The sequence below is a fragment of the Prochlorococcus marinus CUG1438 genome (assembly GCA_017644325.1).
Taxonomy (GTDB): domain Bacteria; phylum Cyanobacteriota; class Cyanobacteriia; order PCC-6307; family Cyanobiaceae; genus Prochlorococcus_A; species Prochlorococcus_A marinus_AA.
Genome location: JAEPLS010000001.1, coordinates 401,530 through 420,508 on the forward strand (window position 1 = coordinate 401,530; position 18,979 = coordinate 420,508).

Below are 18,979 nucleotides of genomic sequence, written 5' to 3' on the forward strand. Positions count from 1 at the left end.
AATCACATAAAAAATAATGAATTTCATTAAAACCAATTCTATTAAAAATATTCATAAATTAAGTATTGCTCCAATGATGGATTGTACTGATAAACACTTCAGAATGATAATGAGAAAAATAAGTAGTGAAGCTCTCCTATATACAGAAATGATTGTGGCCCAAAGTTTAGTTTATACCAATAAAAAAGAAAAACTTTTGGATTTTAATTATGAAGAACACCCTATATCAATTCAATTTGGTGGAGATAATCCTGAAATGCTTAAAGAAGCTGCACGAATGGCTGAAGATTGGGGTTATGACGAAATAAATTTTAATGTTGGTTGTCCAAGTCCAAGAGTCTGTTCTGGGAATTTTGGCGCTTCACTAATGAAAGATCCCCCAAAAGTAGCAAAATGCATAGAATCATTAAAAAACAGCTGTAACTTACCGATTACAATTAAACACAGAATAGGTGTAGACGATGATGATAGTTTCAAAAATTTGAATAATTTTGTGAGGGAAATAGCAAATGCTGGTGCAGACAGATTTACAGTTCATGCTAGAAAAGCCATTTTAAAAGGTCTAAATCCAAAACAAAACAGAACTATACCTCCCCTTAAGTATGATGTAGTAAAAGAATTAAAAAAATCAAATCCAGAATTATTGATAGAAATCAATGGAGGTTTCACAAATATCGATGAATCACTAAACGCCTTAATTGATTTTGATGGTGTAATGGTTGGAAGATCAGTATATAAACACCCCTTGAGGTGGTCCGAAATTGATCAAAAGGTTTACGGTATCAATAAAAAACCAATTTCTGCTTCAAATATTATTTTCTCCTTAGTTCCATACTTAGAAGATCATTTAAGTAATGGAGGAAAATCATGGGATATTTGTAAACATCTTATAAATCTTGTAGAAGGTATTCCAACAGCAAAAATTTGGAGGAATCAAATTTCAAAAAAATCTATAACAAAAGAATTGGATATCAAATACCTTATTGAATTAACTTCCAAACTTGAAGAAATGGGTTACTAATTATCTTCGTTTGAAGAATTCCCTTCAGTAGAAACTCCTCTTTTTCTTCTAATTCGACCACTTTCATATTCTGAGTTTTCAGAAGTATTTCCATAACTTCTATCTTCCCAACCTTCTGCACCAGAAGATTTATTAGTATAAGAAGTATTAGGTTCAGAATTACCGCCACCGCCGTAACCGCCACCGCCATTGTTACCGCCACCGCCGTAACCGCCACCGCCATAACCGCCATTGTTACCGCCACCGCCGTAACCGCCACCGCCATAACCGCCATTGTTACCGCCACCGCCGTAACCGCCACCGCCATAACCGCCATTGTTACCGCCACCGCCGTAACCACCTCTACCTCCTCTGCGAGATCCTCCAGATCCTCTTGGTTCTGCTTTATTAATTCTTAGTGGTCTTCCCATAAGTTCTGTGCCTTGTAAGGCATCAATAGCTTTTGACTCAATAGTTTCATCAGACATCTCAACAAATGCGAAACCTCTCTTTCTGCCAGTATCTCTTTCAAGGGGGAGAGAGCAATTTAAAACTTCCCCAAAAGGAGCAAACAACTGTAAAACATCTTCGCGCTCTGCACGGAAAGGCAAATTGCCAACAAAAATACTCACTTTAAACTCAACAAATAAAAATTACCTAATTAAAAAAACTATCCTAGGGTAGTTTTAAAACATTACTTCTTTATTCTACTTCAAAGGTTACCCTTGTTGTAGAAAAAAACTTGAGATTCAAAGTATCAATTTTTTCTGCCAACTAATTACTTGCTTTTCTACTTGAGTAAAACTTGTTCCACCTTCACTAGTTCTTGACTGAACGACATTAAAAGGTTCAAGATCCACGAAAAGATCCTCATCAAAATCAGGATGAAATTTTTTAAATTCATCAATCTTAAGATTTTTAAATAACATTTTTCTCTCCAAGCAATATTTAACAATTTCTCCAACAACTTGATAAGCCGTTCTGAAGGGAACCTGCTTGGCTACTAAGTAATCTGCCAAATCTGTAGCATTAGAAAAATCATTTTCTACCGACGCAGTTAAGTTTTTAATATTAAATTCTATTCCCTCATTAATCAAAATAGTCATTGCTTTTATGCAAGAAGATAAAGTCTCTGCAGTATCAAATATTGGCTCTTTATCCTCTTGAAAATCTTTATTGTAGGCAAGTGGTACCCCTTTGACCATAGTTAACAATGCTTGAAGGTGTCCATATACTCTTCCTGTTTTACCTCTTATCAATTCGGGAACATCTGGATTTTTTTTCTGCGGCATTAAGCTACTGCCAGTTGCGCATTTGTCTGTTAATTTTGCAAAAGAAAATTCATCAGTTACCCATAAAATTATTTCCTCTGAAATCTTACTCAAATGGGACATTGCTAAAGCCGATGCAGAAACAAACTCTATAGAAAAATCTCTATCACTTACGGCATCAATACTATTTTTATAAATCTTCTCAAAACCCAATTCCGAAGCCGTAAAGTTCCTGTCAATTTTTATTTTTGTACCAGCTAACGCTGCAGCTCCTAAGGGGGAAGTATTGACTCTTGATCTTACTTCTTTAAACCTATCGCGATCTCTCTGAAACATTTCTAAATAAGCCAACAAATGATGAGCCAAAGACAGCGGTTGTGCTCTTTGCATATGAGTGTATCCAGGAATCAAAGTATAAATATTAGATTTTGCAAGATTTAAAAAAGACTTTTGCATTTCAGTTATTAAAATATCAAGATTATCAATCTCCTTTCTTAGCCACAATCTTATATCTGTACCAACTTGATCATTTCTGCTTCTACCTGTATGTAATTTTTTTCCAGTTTCACCTATTAAACTAATTAGTTTTTCCTCGATACAATAATGAATATCTTCAGAAGGGAGACTTGGCAAAAATTTACCCTCCAAAAACTCAACTTTTATTGATTCAAGACCATTAATAATCTTTAGACTTTCAGTATTAGATAAAACTTGCGTTTTGCCAAGCATTTTTGCATGGGCTATGGAACAATCTAAATCTTCTAATATAAGTTTTTTGTCAAAACCAATTGAAGCATTAAATTCTTCAATAAAAGGGTTAAGTGTATTATCAAATCTTTTACTCCAAACTTTTGCCATATGAATTAGTAACTTTTTATATCTCTAATAAAGCATTTTTTTTTATAGGTGACAAAAATACTTATTTCAATTGAAATACAACCATAGATGCATCATCTTCAAGATGTCTATTTTGTCCTGTAAAATCATCCAATTTTTTAAATAGTTTATTCAAAATTTCTTGGGAAGTATAAGATTGCTTACATAATTTTGTAAGGGTTTTTATTAACCTTTCCTCTTCAAATCTTTCACCTAAAGAATTAGAAGTATCTATCACTCCATCAGTGTAATAAAGCAATAGATCATTTTCTTTAAGTTTGATTTCACCACAACAATATTCGGCTTCTTTCTGCAATCCAAGAACAAAACCTTCTGCATCCAATTTTATAATTTCCTGATTTGAGTTTTTCCACAGCAAAGGCGGATTATGTGCTGCATTGGCAAATCTCAATTTTCTAGTTCTAGGGTCATAATCAGAATAAAATAATGTCACAAATCTATGTGATTGGTCTAAATCGTTTATGGCTAGTTGATTCAGATCATGCAAAATTCGATCTGGAGGTAACCCAGTCAGAACCTCGGCGCGTAACATTCCTCTTAACATAGTCATTAGAAGACCCGCTGGAATCCCTTTACCCATAACATCACCTATTACTAAAGCCCATCTAGCTTTCTCTTTTCTTTTTTCAGAGATATTTGTCTTTAAACACATAAAATCATAGTAATCTCCGCCTAACTGAAGTGCTGGTCTACAATGTGCCGCAACATCAACACCGTAAATAATTGGACAATATTCTGGAAGTAATTGAGATTGTATTTCGGCTCCAGTAGAAATTTCTCTATCTACATTTTCATGCTTTTTCTTTGTTTTAATTAAACAATAATTTTCTAATCCAACAGCAAGACAATTTTGAATAAAAGTAAAGTTACTATCATCAGTAATAGATTTCCCTGATGAGTTATTACTAAAAATATAAATAAATCCTCTACATTTTCCTCTAGATATAATTTTTTCTGTTTCGATTTTATAATCTCTAAAATTATTTTTTAAATTATTTTCAAAAATTTGAATTTCCTTTATTTTAAAATTTTTGGAAAAATTAAATTGATTAAAAAAACAATTAATTTCTTCTTGTATTTTTATAAATTCAGTACTGGCAGAAATTTTTATATTTTCATGCCATATATCACCCTCGGAATTTAAGGGGATAATTAATATTATTTTTTCATTAAAAACATGTTTCAATATTAGGCAAACATAATCCAATAATTTATTTATGTTGGAAAAAGATTTTAAATAATATGCTAGCGAGGATGCAATTTCAGAAAATTTATTAATTTTTTTTGGAGATAGCGAAGATTCTTTATCTAAAAATTGTTGGATAAATTTGTTTGAAAAAATTTTTTCTTTATGATTATTTTTCACAACAAATTAAATAGATAAATATGTTTTAACATTAAATTTAAATATTTAAAAAAATTTAATTAAATATTTATTTATCTGCAAGCATAGCCTCCACAAATTCATAACTATTAAAAGGTCTCAAGTCTTTAATTCCCTCTCCGGCTCCAATAAATCTTATAGGTAAATTAACTTCTTCAGATACAGCTAAAGAAACACCACCTCTTGAAGTACCATCTAATTTTGTAATAATTGCTCCACTTAAATTTGCTGATTTAGCAAAACTTTTAGCTTGTTTTAAGCCATTTTGACCTTGACTCGCATCTAATACAAGTAATGATTCAACAATAGCATCTGGAACCTTCTTATCAATTATTTTTTTTATTTTTGTTAGTTCATCCATCAAATTATTTTTTGTTTGCAGTCTACCTGCTGTATCAACTAACAATAAATCAACGTTTCTTGTTTTTGCAGAATTAATTGCATCAAAGACTACGGCAGCCGGATCAGCATTTTTTGATTGATTAGATATAACATCAACATTACTTCTCTCACCCCATATTTTTAGTTGCTCTACTGCAGCAGCTCTAAAAGTATCTGCGGCAGCTATCAAAGTTTTATAGTTACTTCTTGATGACAAATATGCTAATTTTCCTAATGTAGTAGTTTTACCAACTCCATTAACTCCTACCAATAACCACACATTTAACTTACCTTTTTGAGGAACTAAAAGATCAGTACCTGAATTTTTTATTGGTTTATCAATAATTAATTTTAATTCTTTCTTTAAAAATTTTATTCCTGCTTCCCCACCTACAACTTCTTCGTTTAATTTTTTTCTAAGAGAACCAATAACTTTATCAGTTGAATCAATACCAACATCTGCTCTTATTAATAAGGTCTCCAAATCATCAAGAGATTCAGCAGTAAGAGGATCATCTCCCAATTTATCCAACAATTCAGTGACAAATCCTTTTCGTGTTTCTTCTAAACCTTTCCTTAATTTAGTTAACCAATCAATTTCATCTATGGTAATTTGATTTACTTTTTTTCCTTGAGCCGCTAATACCATTGCTGACCAAGTGAAATTATCATCAAATTCTCCCAATTGAGCTTGATTAATGGTTTCAGGTGATCTAGTAATTTTTTCTGTACTAGAACTATCAATTGATTCTTGCTTCTGTAATTCTTGTTTTTTTTCTTCTTGCTTCTGTAATTCTTGTTTTTTTTCTTCTTGCTTCTGTAATTCTTGTTTTTTTTCTTCTTGCTTCTGTAATTCTTGTTTTTTTTCTTCTTGCTTCTGTAATTCTTGTTTTTTTTCTTCTTGTCGTTTTTTTAAAAGTGCATAGGCTTGCTCGGCCCACTCTTTAGAATTATTTGAATCAGCATTAGTCATTGATATTTTTAATACGTATTTATTAATTTTAAAATATTATTTATTTATATCAAATAATCATTGCGATTTAACTGTTTGTAATCTCCTTAGAACTCCATTAATAAATTTTCTTCCTTGCATATCACTATATTTATTAGCTAAATTTACAGCCTCGTCACAAGCAACAGAAACAGGTGTACTGAGAAAATTAATATCCACGTATGCTAAACGCAGAATATCTCGATCAATTCTTGGTAATCTTTTTAATCTCCACCCATCCATTGCTTTATCAATATCAGAATCAATGATTGTGAGATTATTGATAATATTAATTATTCTTTGATTCACATCCTCTCTAATATCAATTCGTCCACTAGAAACTATTAATTTTGGAAAATCTAATGTTACTGAAAGCGTATTCATAACAGTTTCAATTTTTTTTAAAGACTTTTTTAACTCATCTCTAACATTTGAAAAAGAGGAATCGATTCCTTCATGCAATTCACTTTCTAATATTTTTTGCGATGCGTTTTCTAACTCTGATTCACAATTATCTAATTCATCTCTGCAATGATGTATTAAGGAATCTAAAGCAGATTCAAAAATTTCATCTATTTGAAATTTATTTAATTTAAAATCGCCTTTATCTTTTATTAGACCTAGAGAAATTAAAGATAATTCTCTAGACAAAGATTTATTATTATGCATCAATTAAGAAGAAGTATTAGTGGACGCACGTAATTGAGAAAATAATTTTGAAAATGTAGGATTAGTAGTATTATTTTTCTCATCTGGATTAACTATTCCTGCAGAAATTATTGTTCTAAAAGCATCTTCAACAGAAATATCCAAATCCCTTACGGAAGACTCTGGAACTAATGTATACCAGCCTGTAGTTGGATTAGGTGCAGTAGGAATAAAAATACTTAGCAATTTTTCTTCCAAATCTGGTTGCAAAGAGGGGCCTACATCACCAGTGACAAAACCAACGCTATATAGTCCCTCTCGAGGATATTCAACTAAAACAACTCTTCTAAATCGATTAGATTTATTACTTAAGAATGTTTCAAGCAATTGTTTAAGAGTTTTATAAACTGCCCCTGCAACTGGAATTTTTGATAATGTGCCTTCACCAAATTCTAACAACCATCTTCCTACAAAATTTCTAGCCATTAATCCTATAAGCAAGATAGCTAATAAGGGGACAGTTAGACCCAAAGTAAGATTAATTAAATCTTGTAATAATGGATTTAAAGTAATGAAAGGATTTAACTGCTTAGGAACAGAAGTAACTAACGTTAAAACAAATTTACTAACTAATGATGACAACCAGATAGTTGTTGCTAAAGGTATTACAACCAATAATCCAGCTATAAGGTCATTTTTTAGATCCTGTTGAAGCCTAGATCCTAGGTTCGAATCTTGATTTTGATTAGATTCAACCAAAATAACGTTTTTATCTAAACTAATTTTACTAACAATTTAACTGTTTTTACTTAGTTAGGATATATTTTTCTTTAATAATTTAAATTATTTATTAGTTTCTCTCGAAAAAATAAACTTTCAACAAAATAATATACATAATAAGGAAATGATCAATACTCTTAAAAACAAAAAAGAAATAAGTAAAAAATTAAAAGAAAAAGCAATTAATGAAGGTTTTACAATATCTAGAATTGCATCTATACCAGGAAGTTCGCGATTAAAATTAAGAACTAATGCATTAGACAGATGGTTATCAAATAACTACCATGGTGAAATGAAATGGATGGAAACAGAAAAAAGGAAAGATGTTGGCTTACTGCTTGATGGAGCAAAGAGTGTTCTATGTGTTGGATTTACATATATTAATTCACAAAACAATAACAAAGACACAACATTCAAAGTAGGCAAGTTTGGTCAAGGCGAAGATTACCATAAAGTAATTTCCAAAAAATTAAAAAATATTGGTAAATGGATTAGTATTGCAATTCCTAATTGCAAATGGAAAATATGTGTTGATACATCTCCGCTACTTGAAAAAGCATGGGCTGAAGAATCAGGTCTTGGGTGGATAGGTAAAAATAGCAATTTAATAAGCAAAAAATATGGCTCTTGGCTTTCTTTAGGTTTTATGATCCTTACAGAAGATTTAATACCAGATAAACCTCATCAATCACTTTGCGGAAAATGTGATAAGTGTATCGAACATTGTCCGACAAAAGCAATAGTAGAACCATTCGTAATACAATCAAACCTATGCATTGCGTATCACACTATAGAGAATAGAGAAAAAGCTTTTCCAAAGAAAATAGAAAAAAATTTAAATGGATGGGTTGCAGGATGTGATATCTGTCAAGATGTTTGCCCTTGGAATAAATCAGTGCCCTATAACAATACTTTTGAAACTGCTCCAAAAGAATGGATTAAAAATCTTACAAGAGATTCTGTAAATTGGGATGATAAAACGTGGAAAGAAAATCTTAAAGGAACCACACTAAAAAGAATCAAACCATGGATGTGGAGAAGAAATATAAAAGCAAATTTAGGAAATCAATAAAACTATGTATTTCAATAATTTTTTAAAAAAGATAATATGCATTTCTCTAATCGGTTTTTACTTTTTTAAGGTAAATCAAGTGCAATCAGTAGTCCCGTATTATTACTTACCAACAATAAAAAATTTAGAAAAGGATAGCTTGTCTATTGGTACAAATGCATATCAACTTTTATATCTTGGACAAATTGAACAGAGTCTTGGTTTGGCAAGATTAGCAGTGCAAATTAATAAAAAAGATGAAAAACTATGGTTAATTTTATCTGAAGCAGAAGTGGCTAATAAACTATATAAGAACGCATTATTATCTCTAAATAAAGCGCAAGAACTAAATTCAAAAAATAGCGAAATATACTTTGCAATAAGTAATATTTATCTCAAAATTACACATTTACAAAAAGCTAAAACTGCTTTAGAAAAGGGATTAAAACTTGAACCAAATAACCAAAATGCTATTTTTCAATTAGGAAATATCTTATTGATGGAAAAAAATTACTCAGAAGCGATCAAGGTATTTGATAAAGCCATAAAAATTAAACCTGATTTCTGGCAAGCAATGAATAATAAAGCCTTAGCTTATTTTGAGAAAAACAATATTAATTTATCCATAAAATTTTTTGAACAAGCAATCTCAATTGAAGAAAATGCTGAACCATTACTAGGACTTGCTTCTTGTTTAAAAACTGAAGATATTACAAAGGCACTTGAACTAGCAAAAAAAGCTTTATCTAAAAATCATAATTACGTTAACTATGATTATAGAAAAGAACAATTATGGGGAGAAAAATTACAAAAAGCTACAGAAATCCTACTTGAAAATGATCAGCTTCAAGTAGATAAAATGTTGGCAAAATCTAAAATAAATGCTTCTTCTTAATTTTCAATACTGGTAAATATTTGTTTACCTATTAGTCTTAATTTAGTTAATCAATACATGTCTAATTTTACGCTCTGATGGATAAGAAAAATTTTACTTCTATCTCTCTCCATAAAGAAATGAAACGTTCTTATCTGGAGTATGCAATGAGTGTAATAGTTGGTCGTGCCCTTCCTGATGCAAGAGACGGCCTTAAACCTGTCCAGAGAAGAATACTATTCGCGATGTACGAATTAGGCTTGACACCTGATAAACCCTTTAGGAAGTGTGCAAGAGTTGTCGGTGATGTACTTGGAAAATACCATCCTCATGGAGATCAAGCAGTATATGATGCATTAGTTAGGTTAGTGCAAGATTTTTCGACCAAATATCCTACTCTTGACGGCCATGGCAATTTTGGATCTGTAGATAATGATCCACCGGCAGCAATGAGATATACGGAAACCAGATTGGCACCGATAGCTCACACAGGATTCCTTGAAGAAATAGGATCAGACACTGTTAGTTTCTCAAATAACTTTGATGGTTCTCAAAAAGAGCCAGATGTTCTTCCCGCCCAACTTCCATTCTTATTATTGAACGGATCGTCAGGAATTGCAGTAGGAATGGCAACAAATATACCACCACACAATTTGGGGGAAGTAGTTGATGGTTTAATTGCGCTCACAAAAAATAAAGAGATAAGTAATAAAAAACTTTCTAATATTATTAAAGGACCTGATTTTCCTACCGGTGGAGAATTATTATATAGTCGAGCTATTGAAGAACTTTATGAAACAGGAAAGGGTTCAATAACAATAAGAGGAGTTATTAATACAGAAGAAATAAACTTAGGTAAAGGTAAACATAAAAAGAATGCCTTAATTATTACTGAACTGCCATATCAAATTAGCAAAGCAGGATGGATTGAAAAACTAGCAGAACTTGTTAATACTAATAAAATCAATGGAATTTCTGATATTCGAGATGAAAGCGATAGAGAAGGAATGAGAATTGTAATAGAGTTAAAAAAAGATTCGAATGCTGAACTCGTTATCTCTAATTTATATAAAAAAACAACTCTTCAAACAAATTTTGGCGCGATATTTTTGACCTTAATTGAAGGGAAGCCAGTCCAACTAAGCCTAAAAGAATATTTAAACTATTTTCTTAAATTTAGAGAAGAAACGATTAGAAAAAGGACTAATTATATTCTAAAAAATACTATTGAAAGACTTGAGATTTTGGAGGGATTATCTAAAGCAACAAAAGATATAAAAAAAGTTATTGAAATTATTGAAAATTCAGAAAACACTTCAGAAGCTAAATCAAAGTTAATTGATTATTTTTTCTTAAGTGAAAAACAAGCAAACTCAGTTTTAGATATGCCTCTAAAAAAATTAACAACTCTGGAAAAAAATCAAATAGATAATGATATTAAAAAATTAAAGGATGAAAGGAATTATTTTCAAAAATTACTAGACGAGAGAGAATTGTTACTCAAATTACTAATAGAAGAATTATTAATATTAAAGAAAAAATATAATGTTAAAAGAAAAACAAAACTTCTTAAGAATATAGATCAAAATGAAGAATTAGAAACAATTAATAATCAAATATTAAAAGACTTTATCACTAAAAAAACAAAATTATACATTGATAATAGACTTTATTTAAGAAAGATGATTTTGAGTAACTATAAGAAATCTTTTGAAGATGTAAATAAAATTATAGATAATAAAAATATTCAAAAATTTGTTTGTAATATAGATAAAAATTTAAAAATAATTGGAATAACTTCTACTGGAAAAGTTTTTCATATTGATTGGGAATCTAATATTAACAATGACTTTAAATTAGATAACAAAGCCTTTGGAAATATTAATCCAAATCAAATAATTAACTTTCATTTAATTAAAAAAGGAATTAAAAACTATATTTGTATTTTAAATTCAGACGGAAGATTTAAAAAAGTTTTATTTGATGAAGATATGAGTAAAAGTAATAGATCTTTTGCAATAACAAAATTAAAAAATAATTTAAAAACAATTGATTCATTTATATATGATGATGAGAAAAAAAATTTAGTAATTTTAACCTCAATTGGTAGAATTTTTAATTTTAATTTATCTAATAAATTTATAAATCCAACTACAAAACAATCTCAAGGATTAATGCTTGTTAAACTTTTGCCATCAGAAAAGATTGTATCTTGTTGTACATATCAAAATGGAGAAAATATTTATTTAGTCTCTAGGCTAGGAGGAATTTTTTGTATAAATAGTGATGAAATTTATTTTGCAAGTGAATATAGTTTGGGTTATTTAAATGAAAGAACACATCTTAAAAACGACTACTTTCTAAAAATCATGCCGAGCAAGCATTACCTTGATATTGAAACAAATAAAGATAGATCTGTTAGGTTGGAATTGGATAAATTAAATTTCAAGTCTAATAAAACAAGTTTTTTAATTGACTATTTAAAGTTAGACAAAGGCGAATATCTTGAGAATTGTTTTCGACTAGAAAGCTTACTTGACTAAGATTTATATTCGTTTTCAACCCAATTTAAGTACTCTTGATTTACTGTTCCTGTTATATAAGAACCAGTAAAGCAACTCATCTCCAAATCTTCAATACTAGAATTACTTATTATAGATTTCCGTAAATTTTCAACACTTTGATAAACAAGGTTATCAATATTAAGTTGACTAGCAATTTCGGTTATTGTCCTATCATGAGCTATTAATTCATCTCTATTGGGCATATTAATTCCATAAACATGGGGAAAACGTACAGGAGGAGCGGCGGATGTAAAAAAGACTTTATTCGCTCCTGCGTCTTTAGCCATCTGAACAATTTCTTTTGAAGTTGTACCTCTGACTATCGAGTCATCAACAATTAATACATTTTTATTTTTAAATTCTGCACTCATAGCATTTAATTTTTGTCTTACAGATTTCTTACGTTGCTGCTGACCAGGCATTATAAACGTTCTACCAACATATCTATTTTTAAAAAATCCTTCTCTATATTCTATACCTAACTGTCGTGCAACTTGCATAGCCGCAGGTCGAGAAGAATCAGGAATAGGCATTACAACATCAACATCTCCAGCATTTATTGTATGCTTTATAGTTTCAGACAAATAATCACCCATTTTTAAACGAGCTTTATAAACAGAAACTCCATTCATAATTGAATCTGGCCTAGCTAAGTAAACATATTCAAAAGCACAAGGACATAAAATTGGATTATCTGAACATTGCTTAGAAAAAAACTCGCCATTGAAGTTTATAAAAATAGCTTCTCCAGGATCTACATCTCTTACTACTTGATAATCATTATTCTCAAGAACTAAAGATTCACTAGCAACCATCCACTCTTCTTTATTTGACATAGATGATAGTCTTTTGCCAATTACTAAAGGTCTTATACCAAATGGATCCCTGAAGGCTAATAAACCATGTCCTGAAATAAGTGCGATTGAAGCATATGATCCCTGAATTCTTTTATGTAAAGATTTAACAGCATCAAAAATAATATCAGGCTCTAATTCCTGATTATGAATTTGTTCCTGCAATTCTGTCGCGAACACATTTAATAGCATCTCAGTATCACTTGAAGAATTTGTATGCCTTTTATCGATATTAAATAATTGTTTTTCTAAATCTCTAGTATTAGTCAGGTTGCCATTATGTACCAAAACAATTCCATAAGGAGCATTAACGTAAAAAGGCTGAGCTTCCTCTACACTTTCTGCTGATCCTTTTGTTGCATACCTAACATGGCCCAGTCCAATTTTTCCGATTAAGTTCCTCATATCTCTAGTTCTATAAGCAGAATTAACTTGACCTTTAGCCTTATGTATATGGAAAATAGTATCTTCCATTGTTGCTATACCTGTGGAGTCCTGACCTCTGTGCTGTAGGAGCAAAAGACTATCGTAAATTTGTTGATTTACGTCATCAGAAGAAACGATTCCAACTATTCCACACATAACTTAATTACTAAAGGATTTTAATAATTGAAAAATATTTTTCATTTTTTAAAGAAACTTGAAATACCATTATTAAATTTTTCGGCTAATTCCTCAACCCCAATATTGCATATATTTTTATTTTGAATTTTTATATTAAGTGTTTCACCAGAAACATACCCTATTTTTTTAACAAATACGCTTGATTGAGAATTTACTTGATTTCTTTTTAGATAATTAAGCCATTCTTTTTCTTTCATTTTATCTATTGAAAAGATAATTCTTGAACCGCCTTCTGCGAACAACAATTTATCATTTCTATTAAAATCCTCGTCTAATTCTACAGTTACGCCTTTTGATGACATGATAGAACACTCCGCTAAAGCTATTGCTAAACCCCCATCACTAATATCATGCGAAGAAACTACAAAACTTTTAAAAATCGCCTCTCTTAAAAAACTCTGGCAAAACTTTTCATCACACAAATCTATTTTGGGAGGCCGACCTGTGATTTCTCCATGAATATATTCCAAATAAGAACTGGCTGAAATTGTTGTCTCTGATTTGTAAGAACCAATTAACCAGATTTGGTCATTAATATTTTTCCATTCACTACTTATTGCTTTTTCAACATTATCAATTTTTCCAACCATTCCAATGACTGGAGTAGGACTAATAGGAGTAACTTCATTATCTTTATTTTTTGATTCATTATATAAAGAAACATTTCCTCCAGTTACAGGAGTTTCTAAAGCTTTACAAGCTTCAGTAATCGCATTACATGAAGAATAAAGTTGCCAATATCCTATTTCATTTTCAGGAGAAGAAAAATTCAAGTTATTTGTAATTGCTACTGGTTGGGCCCCAACACAACTAACGTTTCTTGAAGATTCAGCAACTGCAGCAATAGCTCCTCTGAAAGGATCAAGAGAAACCCATCTGCTGTTACAGTCAACTGAAGCTGCAACCCCAGAAAATACTTTATTTTTGTTTTTTTCATTTTGTTCTCTTAGTCTTATTACAGCTGCATCTGCTTTTCCAGGTTTAAAAACTGTATTTGACTGCACTTGAGAATCATATTGTTCATAAATCCATCGTTTAGATGCTATTGATGGATTAGCAAGAAGTTTTAAGATAATTTCTGAATAAGAAAAACTTTTATTATCCTTTAATGAAAATATTCTTTGCTCTTTAATTTCTGGTAAATTATTTTCTTTCCATTCCCATTTCTTTAATAAATACTCAGGCGGGGTGCTAATAACATTATGAAAATTAACAGGAGTATCATCTGATAAAGCAGAAGTAGGAATTTGAGCAACAATTTTACTTTTATGCGAGATAATTACCTCATTAGTTTCAATCACTTCACCAATTACTTTGGCATATAATCCCCATTTATTAAATTTTTCAATAAGGTTATCTACTTTTTCTTCTTTTACGACAAATAACATTCTCTCCTGTGATTCCGATAATAAATATTGATATGAAGACATGTTATCTTCCCTGGAGGGAACCAAATCTAAATCAATAGAAATACCTAAGTCACCATTTGAAGCCATTTCTGCACTACTGCAAGTTAAACCTGCTGCACCCATATCTTGAGCTGCAATGACATCTCCTGTCTTAAAAGCATCTAGACAAGCTTCAATAAGACTTTTCTCAAGAAATGGATCACCCACTTGAACAGCAGGTCTATCATCTAATGAAGAAGTAGTTAATTCTGAACTTGCGAAACTAGCGCCGCCAACTCCATCTCTACCAGTAGTATTTCCAACATATAGTACTGGTGATCCAACATGTTTAGCTCCAGAACAAACAATTTCCTCAGTCTCTAGAAGCCCTAAAGCCATAACATTAACTAGAGGATTTCCAGAATAACTATCATCAAACTCAATTTCACCTCCAACAGTTGGCACGCCTACACAATTACCATAATGCGCGATACCTGATACGACTCCTCGAAGCAAATCAACATTTGATGATTTATTAAGATTTCCAAATCTTAACGAATTCAAGACAGCAATTGGACGAGCTCCCATTGTAAAAATATCTCTTAATATTCCTCCTACACCTGTTGCCGCCCCTTGAAAAGGTTCAATTGCTGAAGGATGATTATGACTTTCTATTTTAAAAACTAGTTTTTGATTATTCCCAACATCGATAACTCCTGCATTTTCTCCTGGACCAACTAAAACATTTTTTCCTTGAGTAGGAAACTTAGATAGTAAAGGTTTTGAATTTCTATAGCAACAGTGTTCAGACCACATAACTCCAAACATTCCTAGTTCAGTTCTATTGGGTTTTCTCTTTAATCTCTTACAAATTTCTTCGTAATCGTTAATTGTTAAATTTTCAATCTTGAGTGCTTTATTAAGATCATAAAGATCATTATTGTCTAGATTTATCATTCTTTAGATCCAAGGGTCATCATCTTTTTTGTCACCTAGAGATCTTGATGATTTGTCACTATTATAAAAACTTTTTTGTTTAAAATCTAAGTTTTGGTTTAAATCTTCATTTTCTTCAAGCCATTCTTCTAATCTATTTGAAGCTAAATTTTTCATATCATCAAATTTATTAATTATTTTTTTTCCTTTTTGAAAGAATTCATTTTTAATACTTGATTTTATCAAAGATAAATCATTTAAAGAATTATTTTCACAAAATACTAAACCTGGTTGCTGATCGGTAATATTTTCAATATTTAGTTGCCATCTACTAGAGCCAGGTATTTTAGGATTTGATCGAGAAACTAAATAATATTTAATTTTACCCGTTTTCAATTCAAATAAAAAATCTGCAATAACTCCTATTTTTGAGCCATTGATATTTATTAAATTTGCTTCAATTAAAGTCGGAAATCTATTTAATGTTGCTAAATCAGAAATAGCAGGATCACCTTTCACATAAATTTCGTTATCAATTATTTGACTAATTTGATTTAATCTCCAAACATTTCGTTTTAAATCAAAATTTGAAGGCCGAGAGTACCATCCTAAAATACGATGAACTGGAGGATGCATCCAAGCATTTTCACCATTTCCGTAATTAAGGATATTGTTACCCTTAACGAAATAATTAAGTAATTCACTCAATAAAATTTCTTTAGGTAGTTTCAACTTAGGAACGAACCTGAACAGGCATGACTAAATAAGTAAAAGAATTCAGATTATCTTCTGGAACAAGTACAGCAGGAGTAGTTGCTAGATTACACTTCAAAAGAACGCTTTCAGAATTAATAACTTTTAAACCCTCTAAAAGATATCTGACATTAAATGCAATTTCAAAATCTTCTCCAGAATAATCAACAGGTATTGACTCATTTGCATTTCCAATATCTTGTGCATCTGCACTTATTGAAGCTAGTTCTGTATTATCCAATTTAATTTTTACAACACTACTTTGCTGATCAGCTAAAACAGCAGTTCTCTCTAAAGCATCAATTAATTTTTTTGTATTAAAATTAAAAGTTTTAGAAAAAGTATCTGGAATTAATTGTGAATAATTCGGATAAGTACCCTCTAGTGTTCTTGTTGTAATAATTTGATTTGAAGAAATAAATACTACTTGACCCTTATCGTAAAAAAGCTTTATTGAACTTTCTGAGCTTTTTAAAGTTACTAGTTTTTCAATTTCCCTTAATGATCTAGTAGGAATAGTTACTGATAAATCATCTTCGTGTGAATTTAAGTTGTCTTTACTTTGAATATTTTCTTCTTTTCCAATTAATGAAACAGCTAATCTATGACCATCTGTAGAAGCAGATTCTAAATAATTTTGTTTAAAGGTAAAATTGACTCCAGTAAGCAACTGCTTTGAATCATCGCTACTACTTGCAAAAATTGTAGATTTCAAAGCTTTTAAAAAAGAACTAGGGTCAATATTTAATGAAGTACCACTTTCAACAAATGGTAAATTGGGATAATCGTCTGAAGGTATGCCTTTAAGATTAAAAGAACCTCTATCACTTTTTATTAGAATATTATCTGAATTCTCATCTACATCTAAAGATACAGGTGTTTCGTTTGGTAACTTATTAACTATTTCAGATAAAAGTTTTGAAGGTATTGTAATAGCACCACTATTTTTTACAGTCCCATCAAAAGAAGTTTGAATTCCTAAATTAAGGTCAAAACCTGTCAAACTAATTTTATTTGTTCCTTGATCTGCTGTTAAAAGTATATTTGCAAGAATTGGATGAGTTGGTCTAGATGCAACTGCTTTACTTACTAACTGAATAGCATTATTTAACTCATTTTGATTACAAATAATCTCCATTGTATTTTGGATTTCCTTTACACACTAAATATACTTTTTTAGTTAATTAAATTCAATAAAGTAATTTTTTTCTTTCTTTCTAATATAAAAAATTAATATTAAAAAAAATTTAGTAGTAGTAGTTGCTGTTAAATCTGTGGAAATTTTTAAATTTAAATTTGTATCACTTGCTTTTTGAAGATTTAAAAATGTGAAAAAAATTTTTTATTTGTTGAATAATTTTTAAAGTTTACAAAAAATTTTTCTTTATTTAACAAATAGAATTACTTTTAAAGTTTTTTTCAACAGGAAAGATTAGTTTTTAATTTATTTCCACAGACACTAAATATTTTGGTTTTTAATATCCTAAGATTTTTGTTATATCTTTTAACGAAGGTTCAATATTTTTTCTAAAAATAGCATCGTTGTTTTTAATAGCGCAATCAGGGTCTTTTAATCCATTTCCTGTAAGTACACAAACAATTGTTGACTCTTTTTGAATTCTATTTTTATTTTTAATTAGTCCAGCAACTGATGCAGCACTTGCTGGTTCACAAAAAACCCCCTCTTTCGCCAAAACTTTATAAGCATTAATGATCTCTTCATCTGTTACTGACTGAAAATCTCCGTTACTTTCTTTTTTTACCTCTTTCGCTTTTTCTCTATTTACAGGATTCCCAATTCTTATAGCAGTTGCTATTGTTTCTGGATTCTTAACTATTATATTTTTTACTAACGGGGCAGACCCTTCAGATTGAAAACCCATCATCAATGGTAATTTTAAATTTCTTTTTATTTTTGAATATTCTTTAAATCCTAACCAATATGCAGTTATGTTTCCTGCATTACCCATTGGAATACAAAGCCAGTCAGGCATAAAACCCAAGTCATCTACAATTTCAAAAGCGGCTGTTTTTTGGCCTTGAATACGATAAGGATTTACAGAATTAACAAGTTCTATTGGATGTTCAGAAGATAAATCCCTTACAATTTCTAGAGCTTTATCAAAGTTACCATTAATAGATATTATCTCAGCTCCATACATTAAAGCTTGCGCAAGCTTTCCTTGAGCAACGAACCCTTCAGGGATTAAAACATATGGTTTTAATCTTCCTCTTGAGGCATATGCAGCAGCAGCAGCAGAAGTATTTCCAGTACTTGCACAAATAACTGCTTCTCGACCATCTTCTTTTGCTTTGCTAATCGCCATTGTCATACCACGATCTTTAAAAGATCCTGTAGGATTTAAACCATCATATTTTAAAAAGACCTTTGTTCCATTACCTATTAATTTGCTAATTGATTCGCTGAGAATTAGAGGAGTGTTTCCTTCATTTAGGGAAATAATTGGCGTTTTATTTGTAACTGGAAGATATTGTTTGTAAGCTTCGATTAAACCTGGCCATCTTTTTTTTCTGTAATTTATATGTAGTTTATTTTTAATCTTATTTAAAAAACCCATAGCT

At 30.4% G+C, this 18,979-nt stretch carries 15 protein-coding genes; 4 read left to right on the forward strand and 11 right to left on the reverse strand.

Annotation, left to right across the window (positions count from 1 at the left end; all coding sequences use genetic code 11):
• Positions 1–16 precede the first annotated feature (16 nt).
• Positions 17–1,021 carry a tRNA dihydrouridine(20/20a) synthase DusA gene (gene dusA, locus JJ847_02330; GenBank protein MBO6959723.1) on the forward strand — a complete coding sequence of 335 codons (1,005 nt, stop codon included), beginning with the start codon at positions 17–19 and terminating at the stop codon, positions 1,019–1,021.
• On the opposite strand, the gene JJ847_02335 is transcribed toward dusA, so the two are convergent.
• The 6 genes from JJ847_02335 to JJ847_02360 form a co-directional block, all read right to left on the reverse strand.
• The gene (locus JJ847_02335; GenBank protein ID MBO6959724.1) at positions 1,018–1,632 is read right to left on the reverse strand and encodes an RNA-binding protein; all 615 of its coding nucleotides are present in this window, start codon (positions 1,630–1,632) and stop codon (positions 1,018–1,020) included. The genes dusA and JJ847_02335 overlap by 4 nt on opposite strands.
• Positions 1,633–1,749: 117 nt before the next feature.
• Positions 1,750–3,129, reverse strand: coding sequence for an argininosuccinate lyase (gene argH, locus JJ847_02340; protein MBO6959725.1), 1,380 nt, complete (start codon positions 3,127–3,129; stop codon positions 1,750–1,752).
• A 61-nt stretch (positions 3,130–3,190) separates the two neighbouring features.
• Positions 3,191–4,534: a serine/threonine-protein phosphatase gene (locus JJ847_02345; GenBank protein MBO6959726.1), complete on the reverse strand. Its 1,344-nt coding sequence runs from the start codon at positions 4,532–4,534 to the stop codon at positions 3,191–3,193.
• Between the two features lie 67 nt (positions 4,535–4,601).
• A complete protein-coding gene (gene ftsY / locus JJ847_02350; GenBank protein ID MBO6959727.1) occupies positions 4,602–5,906 on the reverse strand; it encodes a signal recognition particle-docking protein FtsY in 1,305 nt (434 codons plus the stop codon).
• 57 nt (positions 5,907–5,963) lie between these two features.
• On the reverse strand, positions 5,964–6,593 hold the full coding sequence (gene nusB / locus JJ847_02355; protein ID MBO6959728.1) for a transcription antitermination protein NusB: 630 nt from the start codon (positions 6,591–6,593) through the stop codon (positions 5,964–5,966).
• A 3-nt stretch (positions 6,594–6,596) separates the two neighbouring features.
• Positions 6,597–7,331 (reverse strand): DUF502 domain-containing protein, encoded by a 735-nt coding sequence (locus JJ847_02360; protein MBO6959729.1) that lies wholly within the window; start codon positions 7,329–7,331, stop codon positions 6,597–6,599.
• 145 nt (positions 7,332–7,476) lie between these two features.
• Between JJ847_02360 and queG the strand changes: the two genes are divergently transcribed.
• From queG to JJ847_02375, 3 genes are all read left to right on the forward strand, one after another.
• Complete coding sequence (gene queG / locus JJ847_02365) at positions 7,477–8,424, forward strand: tRNA epoxyqueuosine(34) reductase QueG (GenBank protein ID MBO6959730.1); 948 nt, start codon at positions 7,477–7,479, stop codon at positions 8,422–8,424.
• A gap of 4 nt (positions 8,425–8,428) precedes the next feature.
• Positions 8,429–9,298: a tetratricopeptide repeat protein gene (locus JJ847_02370; GenBank protein ID MBO6959731.1), complete on the forward strand. Its 870-nt coding sequence runs from the start codon at positions 8,429–8,431 to the stop codon at positions 9,296–9,298.
• 77 nt (positions 9,299–9,375) lie between these two features.
• Positions 9,376–11,820: a DNA topoisomerase 4 subunit A gene (locus JJ847_02375; protein ID MBO6959732.1), complete on the forward strand. Its 2,445-nt coding sequence runs from the start codon at positions 9,376–9,378 to the stop codon at positions 11,818–11,820.
• Here the strand turns inward: JJ847_02375 and purF are convergent.
• The 5 genes from purF to JJ847_02400 form a co-directional block, all read right to left on the reverse strand.
• On the reverse strand, positions 11,817–13,277 hold the full coding sequence (purF, locus tag JJ847_02380) for an amidophosphoribosyltransferase (GenBank protein ID MBO6959733.1): 1,461 nt from the start codon (positions 13,275–13,277) through the stop codon (positions 11,817–11,819). The genes JJ847_02375 and purF overlap by 4 nt on opposite strands.
• Before the next feature lie 41 nt (positions 13,278–13,318).
• Positions 13,319–15,664 (reverse strand): phosphoribosylformylglycinamidine synthase subunit PurL, encoded by a 2,346-nt coding sequence (purL, locus tag JJ847_02385; protein MBO6959734.1) that lies wholly within the window; start codon positions 15,662–15,664, stop codon positions 13,319–13,321.
• A gap of 3 nt (positions 15,665–15,667) precedes the next feature.
• Complete coding sequence (locus tag JJ847_02390) at positions 15,668–16,375, reverse strand: PRC-barrel domain-containing protein (GenBank protein ID MBO6959735.1); 708 nt, start codon at positions 16,373–16,375, stop codon at positions 15,668–15,670.
• Position 16,376: 1 nt separating this feature from the next.
• Positions 16,377–17,534, reverse strand: a complete 1,158-nt coding sequence (locus JJ847_02395) for a DNA polymerase III subunit beta (protein MBO6959736.1) — start codon at positions 17,532–17,534, stop codon at positions 16,377–16,379.
• Between the two features lie 337 nt (positions 17,535–17,871).
• Positions 17,872–18,975: a threonine synthase gene (locus JJ847_02400; protein MBO6959737.1), complete on the reverse strand. Its 1,104-nt coding sequence runs from the start codon at positions 18,973–18,975 to the stop codon at positions 17,872–17,874.
• Positions 18,976–18,979: the final 4 nt, after the last annotated feature.